The 11,009-nt window shown below is 50.3% G+C and carries 25 protein-coding genes; 24 read left to right on the top strand and 1 reads right to left on the bottom strand.

Annotated elements, in window-relative coordinates:
- From ABLV75_RS02215 to bfr, 3 genes are all read left to right on the top strand, one after another.
- Nucleotides 1-83, top strand: an 83-nt coding sequence (locus ABLV75_RS02215) for a hypothetical protein (RefSeq protein WP_000340867.1), incomplete at its 5' end; no start/stop codon positions are given.
- Nucleotides 84-256: 173 nt separating this feature from the next.
- Nucleotides 257-451 (top strand): bacterioferritin-associated ferredoxin, encoded by a 195-nt coding sequence (gene bfd / locus ABLV75_RS02220; RefSeq protein WP_004106366.1) that lies wholly within the window; start codon nt 257-259, stop codon nt 449-451.
- Between the two features lie 73 nt (nt 452-524).
- Nucleotides 525-1,001, top strand: coding sequence for a bacterioferritin (gene bfr, locus ABLV75_RS02225; protein WP_004106364.1), 477 nt, complete (start codon nt 525-527; stop codon nt 999-1,001).
- On the opposite strand, the gene ABLV75_RS02230 is transcribed toward bfr, so the two are convergent.
- Entirely contained in the window at nt 985-1,461 is a 477-nt protein-coding gene (locus tag ABLV75_RS02230; protein ID WP_004106362.1) for an A24 family peptidase, read from the bottom strand. The genes bfr and ABLV75_RS02230 overlap by 17 nt on opposite strands.
- Nucleotides 1,462-1,839: 378 nt before the next feature.
- On the opposite strand from ABLV75_RS02230, the gene rpsJ reads away from it, so the two are divergent.
- From rpsJ to rplO, 21 genes are all read left to right on the top strand, one after another.
- Complete coding sequence (rpsJ, locus tag ABLV75_RS02235) at nt 1,840-2,151, top strand: 30S ribosomal protein S10 (protein ID WP_001181005.1); 312 nt, start codon at nt 1,840-1,842, stop codon at nt 2,149-2,151.
- A 32-nt stretch (nt 2,152-2,183) separates the two neighbouring features.
- On the top strand, nt 2,184-2,813 hold the full coding sequence (gene rplC, locus ABLV75_RS02240) for a 50S ribosomal protein L3 (RefSeq protein ID WP_004106354.1): 630 nt from the start codon (nt 2,184-2,186) through the stop codon (nt 2,811-2,813).
- Nucleotides 2,814-2,823: 10 nt separating this feature from the next.
- Nucleotides 2,824-3,429 carry a 50S ribosomal protein L4 gene (gene rplD / locus ABLV75_RS02245; RefSeq protein WP_003031119.1) on the top strand — a complete coding sequence of 202 codons (606 nt, stop codon included), beginning with the start codon at nt 2,824-2,826 and terminating at the stop codon, nt 3,427-3,429.
- Nucleotides 3,426-3,728 (top strand): 50S ribosomal protein L23, encoded by a 303-nt coding sequence (gene rplW / locus ABLV75_RS02250; protein ID WP_000617546.1) that lies wholly within the window; start codon nt 3,426-3,428, stop codon nt 3,726-3,728. Before rplD ends, rplW begins: the two co-directional genes overlap by 4 nt.
- A gap of 17 nt (nt 3,729-3,745) precedes the next feature.
- A complete protein-coding gene (gene rplB, locus ABLV75_RS02255; RefSeq protein ID WP_000301869.1) occupies nt 3,746-4,567 on the top strand; it encodes a 50S ribosomal protein L2 in 822 nt (273 codons plus the stop codon).
- Between the two features lie 16 nt (nt 4,568-4,583).
- Entirely contained in the window at nt 4,584-4,862 is a 279-nt protein-coding gene (gene rpsS, locus ABLV75_RS02260) for a 30S ribosomal protein S19 (RefSeq protein WP_001138115.1), read from the top strand.
- A 14-nt stretch (nt 4,863-4,876) separates the two neighbouring features.
- The gene (gene rplV, locus ABLV75_RS02265) at nt 4,877-5,209 is read left to right on the top strand and encodes a 50S ribosomal protein L22 (RefSeq protein WP_002919773.1); all 333 of its coding nucleotides are present in this window, start codon (nt 4,877-4,879) and stop codon (nt 5,207-5,209) included.
- A gap of 17 nt (nt 5,210-5,226) precedes the next feature.
- On the top strand, nt 5,227-5,925 hold the full coding sequence (gene rpsC, locus ABLV75_RS02270; RefSeq protein WP_004106350.1) for a 30S ribosomal protein S3: 699 nt from the start codon (nt 5,227-5,229) through the stop codon (nt 5,923-5,925).
- A gap of 12 nt (nt 5,926-5,937) precedes the next feature.
- A complete protein-coding gene (gene rplP, locus ABLV75_RS02275) occupies nt 5,938-6,348 on the top strand; it encodes a 50S ribosomal protein L16 (RefSeq protein ID WP_002919759.1) in 411 nt (136 codons plus the stop codon).
- On the top strand, nt 6,348-6,539 hold the full coding sequence (gene rpmC, locus ABLV75_RS02280; RefSeq protein ID WP_002919754.1) for a 50S ribosomal protein L29: 192 nt from the start codon (nt 6,348-6,350) through the stop codon (nt 6,537-6,539). The genes rplP and rpmC overlap by 1 nt, the downstream gene beginning before the upstream one ends.
- The gene (rpsQ, locus tag ABLV75_RS02285; protein ID WP_004106347.1) at nt 6,539-6,793 is read left to right on the top strand and encodes a 30S ribosomal protein S17; all 255 of its coding nucleotides are present in this window, start codon (nt 6,539-6,541) and stop codon (nt 6,791-6,793) included. The genes rpmC and rpsQ overlap by 1 nt, the downstream gene beginning before the upstream one ends.
- A 165-nt stretch (nt 6,794-6,958) precedes the next feature.
- Nucleotides 6,959-7,330 carry a 50S ribosomal protein L14 gene (rplN, locus tag ABLV75_RS02290; protein ID WP_000613954.1) on the top strand — a complete coding sequence of 124 codons (372 nt, stop codon included), beginning with the start codon at nt 6,959-6,961 and terminating at the stop codon, nt 7,328-7,330.
- A 10-nt stretch (nt 7,331-7,340) separates the two neighbouring features.
- Nucleotides 7,341-7,655 carry a 50S ribosomal protein L24 gene (gene rplX / locus ABLV75_RS02295; protein ID WP_004106345.1) on the top strand — a complete coding sequence of 105 codons (315 nt, stop codon included), beginning with the start codon at nt 7,341-7,343 and terminating at the stop codon, nt 7,653-7,655.
- 14 nt (nt 7,656-7,669) lie between these two features.
- A complete protein-coding gene (gene rplE / locus ABLV75_RS02300; RefSeq protein WP_001096202.1) occupies nt 7,670-8,209 on the top strand; it encodes a 50S ribosomal protein L5 in 540 nt (179 codons plus the stop codon).
- 14 nt (nt 8,210-8,223) lie between these two features.
- A complete protein-coding gene (rpsN, locus tag ABLV75_RS02305) occupies nt 8,224-8,529 on the top strand; it encodes a 30S ribosomal protein S14 (RefSeq protein ID WP_002919667.1) in 306 nt (101 codons plus the stop codon).
- A 33-nt stretch (nt 8,530-8,562) separates the two neighbouring features.
- Complete coding sequence (gene rpsH, locus ABLV75_RS02310; protein WP_004106343.1) at nt 8,563-8,955, top strand: 30S ribosomal protein S8; 393 nt, start codon at nt 8,563-8,565, stop codon at nt 8,953-8,955.
- Between the two features lie 12 nt (nt 8,956-8,967).
- The gene (gene rplF, locus ABLV75_RS02315; protein ID WP_004106341.1) at nt 8,968-9,501 is read left to right on the top strand and encodes a 50S ribosomal protein L6; all 534 of its coding nucleotides are present in this window, start codon (nt 8,968-8,970) and stop codon (nt 9,499-9,501) included.
- Nucleotides 9,502-9,510: 9 nt separating this feature from the next.
- Entirely contained in the window at nt 9,511-9,864 is a 354-nt protein-coding gene (gene rplR, locus ABLV75_RS02320) for a 50S ribosomal protein L18 (RefSeq protein WP_000358960.1), read from the top strand.
- 14 nt (nt 9,865-9,878) lie between these two features.
- Nucleotides 9,879-10,382 carry a 30S ribosomal protein S5 gene (gene rpsE, locus ABLV75_RS02325; RefSeq protein ID WP_004106339.1) on the top strand — a complete coding sequence of 168 codons (504 nt, stop codon included), beginning with the start codon at nt 9,879-9,881 and terminating at the stop codon, nt 10,380-10,382.
- A gap of 3 nt (nt 10,383-10,385) precedes the next feature.
- On the top strand, nt 10,386-10,565 hold the full coding sequence (gene rpmD, locus ABLV75_RS02330) for a 50S ribosomal protein L30 (protein ID WP_001140434.1): 180 nt from the start codon (nt 10,386-10,388) through the stop codon (nt 10,563-10,565).
- A 3-nt stretch (nt 10,566-10,568) separates the two neighbouring features.
- Nucleotides 10,569-11,003 carry a 50S ribosomal protein L15 gene (gene rplO, locus ABLV75_RS02335; protein WP_004106336.1) on the top strand — a complete coding sequence of 145 codons (435 nt, stop codon included), beginning with the start codon at nt 10,569-10,571 and terminating at the stop codon, nt 11,001-11,003.
- Nucleotides 11,004-11,009 lie beyond the last annotated feature (6 nt).

Raw genomic sequence — 11,009 nt, forward strand, 5'->3', positions numbered from 1 at the left:
CGATGGACGACGGTCTGCGTTTCGCAATCCGTGAAGGCGGCCGTACCGTTGGCGCGGGCGTTGTTGCTAAAGTTCTCGGCTAATTATTAGTCCGGAATGAAAAAGGGCGCTAAGGCGCCCTTTTTGCTGTCTGTAATTTGAAGGTATATCCGTGAAAGATTACAGACAATAAATGATATGTATATTTAATAAACAGCCTATTGTAATCATAACTATTCTCATTTACACTTCGCCTGTAAGTTGAACGGGAGTATGTATGTACGTTTGTCTGTGTAATGGTGTGAACGATAAAAAAATTCGTCAGGCTGTGCGCCAGTTTCACCCTCAATCTTTCCAGCAGTTGCGCAAATTTATTCCCGTGGGAAATCAATGCGGTAAGTGTGTGCGCGCGGCCAGAGAAATTATGGAAGATGAATTGACTCGCATGCCGGAATATCAAGAGATTGCCTGAAGACCACGGCTTAACTTTGACATCCTAATAGCCCGAACTACGCTTCAATAAGTGGAAGCGGAGGGACTATATAATGAAAGGTGATGTCAAAATCATAAGTTATCTCAATAAATTATTGGGAAATGAGCTGGTCGCAATTAATCAGTACTTTCTCCATGCGAGAATGTTCAAAAACTGGGGCCTGATGCGCCTCAATGATGTCGAATACCATGAATCCATCGATGAAATGAAGCATGCCGATAAGTATATTGAGCGTATTTTGTTTCTTGAGGGGATCCCTAACCTGCAGGACCTCGGTAAACTCCGCATTGGGGAGGACGTCGAGGAGATGCTGCAATCTGACCTGAGGCTGGAACTGGAAGGGGCAAAGGATCTACGAGAAGCCATTGCCTATGCCGACAGCGTCCATGACTACGTCAGCCGGGATATGTTAATCACTATCCTTGCAGACGAAGAAGGGCATATCGATTGGCTTGAAACCGAACTGGATCTCATAGCTAAAATTGGTCTGCAGAATTATCTTCAGTCGCAGATTAAAGTGGCGGACTAAGAAAGGTCACACCTTCAGATGATAAACCCGCTACGGCCAGAAAAGGGCCAAAAGGTAGCGGGTTATGTAATGCCTCTCTTTCTCTGGTGCGTAGAATCACTACTGCTACGGCAGCGCATGCCAGAATCGTTGCGATAAGAACCAGCTGCGGTAAAGCTCTCCAGCCATGCCAGGCTCCGAGTGCGGCGAGTAACTTTACATCACCGTAGCCGATACCTTCAGACCCACGTACTCCCCTGTAGAACCAATAAATTAACGCAAAGGCCAGATAGCCTGCTATCGCTCCCCATACCGCATGCGGCAGATTGACCGGCGACATACATACATAGTAAAGCAGCCCGCTCCAGAGCAGAGGGCAGGTGAATTTATCGGGTAGCAAGCCATAGCGCAGATCGTGCCAGCTGAGAGTGAGCAATAAGCCGCCGTAGATAATAAAGAAGACAACGTTCGCAACTGCCATTGATTTTCTCCATGTTGTGGCTGTTAGCACCGAGTGTGCTGAGGAGGAGAGCATCTGGCAAAGGCCAATGACCGGGAATGGACTGACTTATCCAAATTTTTTATGTCTACAGGTTGCGTTACGGCGTGAGCGGAAGCGGACTCGCAGAAAGAAGTGATGATTTTCTACGCAGTACTTGCGTTGTGGCTGAATTTGCGTATAATGCGCGGGCCTGTCAAAGTTGACGGCCGGTTCGATATGAACCCTGGTAGTAGCAACAAGCTACCAAACAATGTTCCCAATTGGGGAACTATGTAAGAACGGTTACACTCTCCCATCAATCGTAATGGGTATGAGGAGTAACCATTTCGTCTATAAAATAATTGGAGCTCTGGTCTCATGCAGAACCAAAGAATCCGTATCCGCCTTAAAGCGTTTGATCATCGTCTGATCGATCAATCAACCGCGGAAATCGTCGAGACTGCTAAGCGCACTGGTGCGCAAGTCCGTGGTCCGATCCCGCTGCCGACCCGCAAAGAGCGCTTTACCGTTCTGATCTCTCCGCACGTTAACAAAGACGCGCGCGATCAGTACGAAATCCGCACTCATAAGCGTCTGGTTGACATCGTTGAGCCAACTGAAAAAACCGTTGATGCTCTGATGCGTCTGGATCTGGCTGCCGGTGTAGACGTGCAGATCAGCCTGGGTTAATCAGGTCATCGAGCGATTGAGAGGTTGAAACAATGATTGGTTTAGTCGGTAAAAAAGTGGGCATGACCCGCATCTTCACTGAAGATGGCGTATCTATCCCAGTAACCGTAATCGAAGTTGAAGCAAACCGCGTTACTCAGGTTAAAGATCTGGCTAACGATGGCTACCGTGCCGTTCAGGTTACCACTGGTGCTAAAAAAGCTAACCGTGTAACCAAACCGGAAGCGGGTCACTTCGCTAAAGCTGGCGTTGAAGCTGGCCGTGGTCTGTGGGAATTCCGTCTGGCTGACGGCGAAGAGTTCACCGTAGGTCAGGACATTAGCGTTGAGCTGTTTGCTGACGTTAAAAAAGTTGACGTAACCGGTACCTCTAAAGGTAAAGGTTTTGCTGGTACCGTTAAGCGCTGGAACTTCCGTACCCAGGACGCAACTCACGGTAACTCCTTGTCTCACCGCGTTCCGGGTTCTATCGGTCAGAACCAGACTCCGGGCAAAGTGTTCAAAGGCAAGAAAATGGCAGGTCAGCTGGGTAACGAACGTGTAACCGTTCAGAGCCTGGACGTAGTACGTGTTGACGCTGAGCGCAACCTGCTGCTGGTTAAAGGTGCAGTCCCGGGTGCAACCGGTAGCGACCTGATCGTTAAACCAGCTGTGAAGGCGTAAGGGGATAGCAATGGAATTAGTATTGAAAGACGCGCAGAGCGCGCTGACTGTTTCCGAAACTACCTTCGGTCGTGATTTCAACGAAGCGCTGGTTCACCAGGTTGTAGTTGCTTATGCAGCTGGTGCTCGTCAGGGTACTCGTGCTCAGAAGACTCGTGCTGAAGTAACTGGTTCAGGCAAAAAGCCGTGGCGCCAGAAAGGTACCGGCCGTGCGCGTTCAGGTTCTATCAAGAGCCCGATCTGGCGTTCAGGTGGCGTGACCTTCGCTGCTCGTCCGCAGGACCACAGTCAAAAAGTTAACAAAAAGATGTACCGCGGCGCGCTGAAAAGCATTCTGTCCGAACTGGTACGTCAGGATCGTCTGATCGTTGTCGAATCTTTCTCTGTAGAAGCGCCTAAAACTAAGCTGCTGGCACAGAAACTGAAAGACATGGCTCTGGAAGATGTGCTGATCATCACCGGTGAGCTGGACGAAAACCTGTTCCTTGCTGCGCGCAACCTGCACAAGGTTGACGTACGTGATGCAACTGGTATCGACCCGGTTAGCCTGATCGCCTTCGACAAAGTCGTAATGACTGCTGATGCTGTTAAGCAAGTTGAGGAGATGCTGGCATGATTCGTGAAGAACGTCTGCTGAAGGTGCTGCGCGCACCGCACGTTTCTGAAAAAGCGTCTACTGCGATGGAAAAAACTAACACCATCGTTCTCAAAGTTGCTAAAGACGCGACCAAAGCAGAGATCAAAGCTGCTGTGCAGAAACTGTTTGAAGTCGAAGTCGAAGTCGTTAACACCCTGGTTGTTAAAGGGAAAGTTAAACGTCACGGACAGCGTATCGGTCGTCGTAGCGACTGGAAAAAAGCTTACGTCACCCTGAAGGAAGGCCAGAATCTGGACTTCGTCGGCGGCGCTGAGTAAGTCGGAGGAGTAATACAATGGCAGTTGTTAAATGTAAACCGACATCTCCGGGTCGTCGCCACGTTGTTAAAGTGGTCAACCCAGAGCTGCACAAGGGCAAACCTTTTGCTCCGCTGGTTGAAAAAAACAGCAAATCCGGTGGTCGTAACAACAATGGCCGTATCACCACTCGTCATATCGGTGGTGGTCACAAACAGGCCTACCGTATTGTTGACTTCAAACGCAACAAAGATGGTATCCCGGCAGTTGTTGAACGTCTTGAGTACGATCCGAACCGCTCCGCGAATATCGCGCTGGTTCTGTACAAAGACGGTGAGCGCCGTTACATTCTGGCCCCTAAAGGCCTGAAAGCTGGCGACCAGATTCAGTCTGGCGTTGATGCTGCAATCAAAGCAGGCAACACCCTGCCGATGCGCAATATCCCGGTTGGTTCTACCGTTCATAACGTAGAAATGAAACCAGGTAAAGGCGGTCAGCTGGCTCGTTCCGCTGGTACTTACGTTCAGATCGTTGCTCGCGATGGTGCTTATGTCACCCTGCGTCTGCGTTCTGGTGAAATGCGTAAAGTCGAAGCAGACTGCCGCGCTACTCTGGGCGAAGTTGGCAATGCTGAGCATATGCTGCGCGTTCTGGGTAAAGCAGGTGCTGCACGCTGGCGTGGCGTTCGTCCTACCGTTCGCGGTACTGCGATGAACCCAGTCGACCACCCACATGGTGGTGGTGAAGGTCGTAACTTTGGTAAGCACCCGGTAACTCCGTGGGGCGTTCAGACCAAAGGTAAGAAGACCCGCAGCAACAAGCGTACTGATAAATTCATCGTACGTCGCCGTAGCAAATAATTTTAGAGGATAAGCCATGCCACGTTCTCTCAAGAAAGGTCCTTTTATTGACCTGCACTTGCTGAAGAAGGTAGAGAAAGCGGTGGAAAGCGGAGACAAGAAGCCCCTGCGCACTTGGTCCCGTCGTTCAACGATCTTTCCTAACATGATCGGTTTGACCATCGCTGTCCATAATGGTCGTCAGCACGTTCCAGTTTTTGTTTCCGACGAAATGGTTGGTCACAAACTGGGTGAATTCGCACCGACTCGTACTTATCGCGGCCATGCTGCTGATAAAAAAGCGAAGAAGAAATAAGGTAGGAGGAAGAGATGGAAACTTTAGCTCAACATCGCCATGCTCGTTCTTCTGCTCAGAAGGTACGCCTTGTTGCTGACCTGATTCGCGGTAAGAAAGTGTCGCAGGCCCTGGATATTCTGACCTACACCAACAAGAAAGCTGCTGTACTGGTCAAGAAGGTACTGGAATCTGCCATTGCTAACGCTGAACACAACGATGGCGCTGACATTGATGATCTGAAAGTTGCGAAAATTTTCGTAGACGAAGGCCCGAGCATGAAGCGCATTATGCCGCGTGCTAAAGGTCGTGCAGATCGCATCCTGAAGCGCACCAGCCACATTACTGTGGTTGTGTCCGATCGCTGAGACTCTGGAGACTAGCAATGGGTCAGAAAGTACATCCTAATGGTATTCGCCTGGGTATTGTAAAACCATGGAACTCTACCTGGTTTGCGAACACCAAAGAATTCGCTGACAACCTGGACAGCGATTTTAAAGTACGTCAGTACCTGACTAAGGAACTGGCGAAAGCGTCTGTATCTCGCATCGTTATCGAGCGTCCGGCTAAGAGCATTCGTGTGACCATTCACACCGCTCGCCCGGGTATCGTTATCGGTAAGAAAGGCGAAGACGTAGAAAAACTGCGCAAGGTCGTCGCGGATCTCGCTGGCGTGCCTGCACAGATCAATATTGCCGAAGTTCGTAAGCCTGAACTGGACGCTAAATTGGTTGCTGACAGCATCACTTCTCAGCTGGAACGTCGCGTTATGTTCCGTCGTGCTATGAAGCGTGCTGTACAGAACGCAATGCGTCTGGGCGCTAAAGGTATCAAAGTTGAAGTTAGCGGCCGTCTGGGCGGCGCGGAAATCGCACGTACCGAATGGTACCGTGAAGGTCGCGTACCGCTGCACACTCTGCGTGCTGACATCGACTACAACACCTCTGAAGCGCACACCACTTACGGTGTAATCGGCGTTAAGGTATGGATCTTCAAAGGTGAGATCCTGGGTGGTATGGCTGCTGTTGAACAACCGGAACCGGCTGCTCAACCTAAAAAGCAGCAGCGTAAAGGCCGTAAATAAGGAGCGTCGCTGATGTTACAACCAAAGCGTACAAAATTCCGTAAAGTGCACAAAGGCCGCAACCGTGGTCTGGCGCAGGGTACGGATGTTAGCTTCGGCACTTTCGGTCTGAAAGCTGTTGGCCGTGGTCGTCTGACTGCACGTCAGATCGAAGCAGCACGTCGTGCTATGACCCGTGCAGTTAAGCGTCAAGGTAAGATCTGGATCCGTGTATTCCCGGACAAACCGATCACCGAGAAGCCGCTGGAAGTTCGTATGGGTAAAGGTAAAGGTAACGTGGAGTACTGGGTTGCCTTGATTCAGCCGGGTAAAGTCCTTTATGAAATGGACGGCGTACCGGAAGAGCTGGCCCGTGAAGCATTCGGCCTGGCAGCAGCGAAACTGCCGATCAAAACCACCTTTGTAACTAAGACGGTGATGTAATGAAAGCAAAAGAGCTGCGTGAAAAAAGCGTTGAAGAGCTGAACGCTGAACTGCTGAACCTGCTGCGTGAGCAGTTCAACCTGCGTATGCAGGCTGCAAGTGGCCAGCTGCAACAGACTCATCTGCTGAAGCAAGTGCGTCGTGATGTTGCACGCGTTAAGACTTTACTGACTCAGAAGGCGGGTGCGTAATGACCGATAAAATCCGTACTCTGCAAGGTCGCGTGGTTAGCGACAAAATGGAGAAATCCATTGTTGTTGCTATCGAACGTATGGTGAAACACCCGGTATACGGCAAATTCATCAAGCGTACGACCAAACTGCACGTACATGACGAGAACAACGAATGCGGTATCGGTGACGTGGTTGAAATCCGCGAATGCCGTCCGCTGTCCAAGACTAAGTCCTGGACGCTGGTTCGCGTTGTAGAGAAAGCGGTTCTGTAATACAGTACGCATTCTCGATACGGATAAACGGCTCAGCGATGAGCCGTTTATTTTTTCTACCCATATCTGATTTGCGGTGTTATAATGCCGCGCCCTCGATATGGGGCTTTTTTAACGACCCTACTTTTGGGTCTCAGTAGTAGTTGACATTAGCGGAGCACTAAAATGATCCAAGAACAGACTATGCTGAACGTCGCCGACAACTCCGGTGCACGTCGCGTAATGTGTATCAAGGTTCTGGGTGGCTCGCACCGTCGCTACGCAGGCGTAGGCGACATCATCAAGATCACCATCAAAGAAGCAATTCCGCGTGGTAAGGTCAAAAAAGGTGATGTGCTGAAGGCGGTAGTGGTGCGCACCAAGAAGGGTGTTCGTCGCCCGGACGGTTCTGTCATTCGCTTCGATGGTAATGCATGCGTTATTTTAAACAATAACAGCGAGCAGCCCATCGGTACGCGTATTTTTGGGCCGGTAACTCGTGAACTTCGTAACGAGAAGTTCATGAAAATTATCTCTCTGGCCCCAGAAGTACTCTAAGGAGCGAATCATGGCAGCGAAAATCCGTCGTGATGACGAAGTTATCGTGTTAACCGGTAAAGATAAAGGTAAACGCGGTAAAGTTAAGAATGTCTTGTCTTCCGGCAAGCTCATTGTTGAAGGTATCAACCTGGTTAAGAAACACCAGAAGCCGGTTCCGGCTCTGAACCAACCAGGCGGCATCGTTGAAAAAGAAGCTGCTATTCAGGTTTCTAACGTTGCAATCTTCAATGCGGCAACCGGCAAGGCTGACCGTGTAGGCTTTAGATTCGAAGACGGCAAAAAAGTCCGTTTCTTCAAGTCTAACAGCGAAACTATCAAGTAATTTGGAGTAGTACGATGGCGAAACTGCATGATTACTACAAAGACGAAGTAGTTAAGAAACTCATGACTGAGTTTAACTACAATTCTGTCATGCAAGTCCCTCGGGTCGAGAAGATCACCCTGAACATGGGTGTTGGTGAAGCGATCGCTGACAAGAAACTGCTGGATAACGCAGCAGCGGATCTGACAGCAATCTCCGGTCAAAAACCGCTGATCACCAAAGCACGCAAATCAGTTGCAGGCTTCAAAATCCGTCAGGGCTATCCGATCGGCTGTAAAGTAACTCTGCGTGGCGAACGCATGTGGGAGTTCTTTGAGCGCCTGATCACTATTGCTGTACCGCGTATCCGTGACTTCCGTGGCTTGTCCGCTAAGTCTTTCGACGGTCGTGGCAACTACAGCATGGGTGTCCGTGAGCAGATCATCTTCCCAGAAATCGACTACGATAAAGTCGACCGCGTTCGTGGTTTGGATATTACCATTACCACTACTGCGAAATCTGATGAAGAAGGCCGCGCTCTGCTGGCTGCCTTTGACTTCCCGTTCCGCAAGTAAGGTAGGGTTACTTAATGGCTAAGCAATCAATGAAAGCACGCGAAGTAAAGCGCGTGGCTTTAGCTGATAAATTCTTCGCTAAACGCGCTGAACTGAAAGCTATCATCTCTGATGTGAACGCAACCGACGAAGATCGTTGGAATGCTGTTCTCAAGCTGCAGACTCTGCCGCGTGATTCCAGCCCGTCTCGTCAGCGTAATCGCTGCCGTCAAACAGGTCGTCCGCATGGTTTCCTGCGGAAGTTCGGGTTGAGCCGTATCAAGGTCCGTGAAGCCGCAATGCGCGGTGAAATCCCGGGTCTGAAAAAGGCTAGCTGGTAATTGTCACCAATTGAATCACGGGAGTAAAGACAGATGAGCATGCAAGATCCGATCGCGGATATGCTGACCCGTATCCGTAACGGTCAGGCCGCGAATAAAGCTGCGGTCACCATGCCTTCCTCCAAGCTGAAAGTGGCAATTGCCAACGTGCTGAAGGAAGAAGGCTTTATTGAAGATTTTAAAGTTGAAGGCGACATCAAGCCGGAACTGGAACTGACTCTTAAGTATTTCCAGGGTAAAGCTGTTGTAGAAAGCATTCAGCGTGTCAGCCGCCCAGGTCTGCGCATCTACAAACGTAAAGATGAGCTGCCGAAAGTTATGGCGGGTCTGGGTATCGCGGTTATTTCTACCTCTAAAGGTGTTATGACTGATCGTGCAGCGCGCCAGGCTGGTCTTGGTGGCGAAATTATCTGCTACGTAGCCTAATCGGAGGAAAAAATGTCTCGTGTTGCTAAAGCACCGGTCGTTGTTCCTGCCGGCGTTGATGTAAAAATCAACGGTCAGGTTATTACGATCAAAGGTAAAAACGGCGAGCTGACTCGTACCCTCAACAATGCTGTTGAAGTTAAACATGCAGATAATGCTCTGACCTTCGGTCCGCGTGATGGTTTCGTGGATGGATGGGCTCAGGCTGGTACCGCGCGTGCCCTGCTGAACTCAATGGTTGTTGGTGTTACCGAAGGCTTCACTAAAAAGCTTCAGCTGGTTGGTGTAGGTTATCGTGCAGCGGTCAAAGGGGATGTAGTAAACCTGGCTTTAGGTTTCTCTCATCCTGTTGAGCATAAACTGCCGGCCGGTATCACTGCAGAATGTCCGACTCAAACTGAAATCGTGCTGAAAGGCGCTGATAAGCAGGTGATCGGTCAGGTTGCAGCAGATCTGCGCGCCTACCGTCGTCCTGAGCCTTATAAAGGTAAGGGTGTTCGTTACGCCGACGAAGTCGTGCGTACCAAAGAGGCTAAGAAGAAGTAAGGTAACACTATGGATAAGAAATCTGCTCGTATCCGTCGTGCGACCCGCGCACGCCGCAAGCTCCAGGAGCTGGGTGCAACTCGCCTGGTGGTACATCGTACCCCGCGTCATATTTACGCACAGGTAATTGCACCGAACGGTTCTGAAGTTCTGGTAGCTGCTTCTACTGTAGAAAAAGCTATCGCTGAACAACTGAAGTACACCGGTAACAAAGACGCGGCTGCAGCTGTGGGTAAAGCTGTCGCTGAACGCGCTCTGGAAAAAGGCATCAAAGATGTATCCTTTGACCGTTCCGGGTTCCAATATCATGGTCGTGTCCAGGCACTGGCAGATGCTGCCCGTGAAGCTGGCCTTCAGTTCTAAGGTAGAGGTGTAAGATGGCTCACATCGAAAAACAAGCTGGCGAACTGCAGGAAAAGCTGATCGCGGTTAACCGCGTATCTAAAACCGTTAAAGGTGGTCGTATTTTCTCCTTCACAGCTCTGACTGTAGTTGGTGACGGTAACGGTCGCGTTGGTTTTGGTTACGGTAAAGCGCGTGAAGTTCCAGCAGCGATCCAGAAAGCGATGGAAAAAGCCCGTCGCAATATGATTAACGTCGCGCTGAACCACGGCACCCTGCAGCACCCGGTTAAAGGTGTTCACACGGGTTCTCGTGTATTCATGCAGCCAGCTTCCGAAGGTACCGGTATCATCGCCGGTGGTGCAATGCGCGCCGTTCTGGAAGTTGCTGGAGTTCATAACGTTCTGGCCAAAGCATATGGTTCCACCAACCCGATCAACGTGGTTCGTGCAACTATTGATGGCCTGGAAAATATGAATTCTCCAGAAATGGTCGCTGCCAAGCGTGGTAAATCCGTTGAAGAAATTCTGGGGAAATAAACCATGGCAAAGACTATTAAAATTACTCAAACCCGCAGTGCAATCGGTCGTCTGCCGAAACACAAGGCAACGCTGCTTGGCCTGGGTCTGCGTCGTATTGGTCACACCGTAGAGCGCGAGGATACTCCTGCTGTTCGTGGTATGGTCAACGCGGTTTCCTTCATGGTTAAAGTTGAGGAGTAAGAGATGCGTTTAAATACTCTGTCTCCGGCCGAAGGCTCTAAAAAGGCGGGTAAACGCCTGGGTCGTGGTATCGGTTCTGGCCTCGGTAAAACCGGTGGTCGTGGTCACAAAGGTCAGAACTCTCGTTCTGGCGGTGGCGTACGTCGCGGTTTCGAAGGTGGTCAGATGCCTCTGTACCGTCGCCTGCCGAAATTCGGCTTCACTTCTCGTAAAGCGATGATCACTGCAGAAGTTCGTCTGTCTGATCTGGCTCACGTAGAAGGCGATGTTATCGACCTGAACACGCTGAAAGCGGCTAACATTATCGGTATCCAGATCGAGTTCGCGAAAGTGATCCTGTCTGGTGAAGTATCTCGTCCGGTAACTGTTCGTGGCCTGCGCGTGACTAAAGGTGCTCGTGCTGCTATCGAAGCTGCTGGCGGTAAAATTGAGGAATAAGTAGCA

This window comes from Klebsiella sp. CN_Kp066, from assembly GCF_040065135.1.
Classification (GTDB): domain Bacteria; phylum Pseudomonadota; class Gammaproteobacteria; order Enterobacterales; family Enterobacteriaceae; genus Klebsiella; species Klebsiella oxytoca.

Coding starts and splice junctions, on each gene's coding strand:
- bfd (WP_004106366.1), top strand. CDS start 257: ATGTACGTTTGTCTGTGTAATGGTGTGAACGATAAAAAAATTCGTCAG.
- bfr (WP_004106364.1), top strand. CDS start 525: ATGAAAGGTGATGTCAAAATCATAAGTTATCTCAATAAATTATTGGGA.
- ABLV75_RS02230 (WP_004106362.1), bottom strand. CDS start 1,461: ATGGCAGTTGCGAACGTTGTCTTCTTTATTATCTACGGCGGCTTATTG.
- rpsJ (WP_001181005.1), top strand. CDS start 1,840: ATGCAGAACCAAAGAATCCGTATCCGCCTTAAAGCGTTTGATCATCGT.
- rplC (WP_004106354.1), top strand. CDS start 2,184: ATGATTGGTTTAGTCGGTAAAAAAGTGGGCATGACCCGCATCTTCACT.
- rplD (WP_003031119.1), top strand. CDS start 2,824: ATGGAATTAGTATTGAAAGACGCGCAGAGCGCGCTGACTGTTTCCGAA.
- rplW (WP_000617546.1), top strand. CDS start 3,426: ATGATTCGTGAAGAACGTCTGCTGAAGGTGCTGCGCGCACCGCACGTT.
- rplB (WP_000301869.1), top strand. CDS start 3,746: ATGGCAGTTGTTAAATGTAAACCGACATCTCCGGGTCGTCGCCACGTT.
- rpsS (WP_001138115.1), top strand. CDS start 4,584: ATGCCACGTTCTCTCAAGAAAGGTCCTTTTATTGACCTGCACTTGCTG.
- rplV (WP_002919773.1), top strand. CDS start 4,877: ATGGAAACTTTAGCTCAACATCGCCATGCTCGTTCTTCTGCTCAGAAG.
- rpsC (WP_004106350.1), top strand. CDS start 5,227: ATGGGTCAGAAAGTACATCCTAATGGTATTCGCCTGGGTATTGTAAAA.
- rplP (WP_002919759.1), top strand. CDS start 5,938: ATGTTACAACCAAAGCGTACAAAATTCCGTAAAGTGCACAAAGGCCGC.
- rpmC (WP_002919754.1), top strand. CDS start 6,348: ATGAAAGCAAAAGAGCTGCGTGAAAAAAGCGTTGAAGAGCTGAACGCT.
- rpsQ (WP_004106347.1), top strand. CDS start 6,539: ATGACCGATAAAATCCGTACTCTGCAAGGTCGCGTGGTTAGCGACAAA.
- rplN (WP_000613954.1), top strand. CDS start 6,959: ATGATCCAAGAACAGACTATGCTGAACGTCGCCGACAACTCCGGTGCA.
- rplX (WP_004106345.1), top strand. CDS start 7,341: ATGGCAGCGAAAATCCGTCGTGATGACGAAGTTATCGTGTTAACCGGT.
- rplE (WP_001096202.1), top strand. CDS start 7,670: ATGGCGAAACTGCATGATTACTACAAAGACGAAGTAGTTAAGAAACTC.
- rpsN (WP_002919667.1), top strand. CDS start 8,224: ATGGCTAAGCAATCAATGAAAGCACGCGAAGTAAAGCGCGTGGCTTTA.
- rpsH (WP_004106343.1), top strand. CDS start 8,563: ATGAGCATGCAAGATCCGATCGCGGATATGCTGACCCGTATCCGTAAC.
- rplF (WP_004106341.1), top strand. CDS start 8,968: ATGTCTCGTGTTGCTAAAGCACCGGTCGTTGTTCCTGCCGGCGTTGAT.
- rplR (WP_000358960.1), top strand. CDS start 9,511: ATGGATAAGAAATCTGCTCGTATCCGTCGTGCGACCCGCGCACGCCGC.
- rpsE (WP_004106339.1), top strand. CDS start 9,879: ATGGCTCACATCGAAAAACAAGCTGGCGAACTGCAGGAAAAGCTGATC.
- rpmD (WP_001140434.1), top strand. CDS start 10,386: ATGGCAAAGACTATTAAAATTACTCAAACCCGCAGTGCAATCGGTCGT.
- rplO (WP_004106336.1), top strand. CDS start 10,569: ATGCGTTTAAATACTCTGTCTCCGGCCGAAGGCTCTAAAAAGGCGGGT.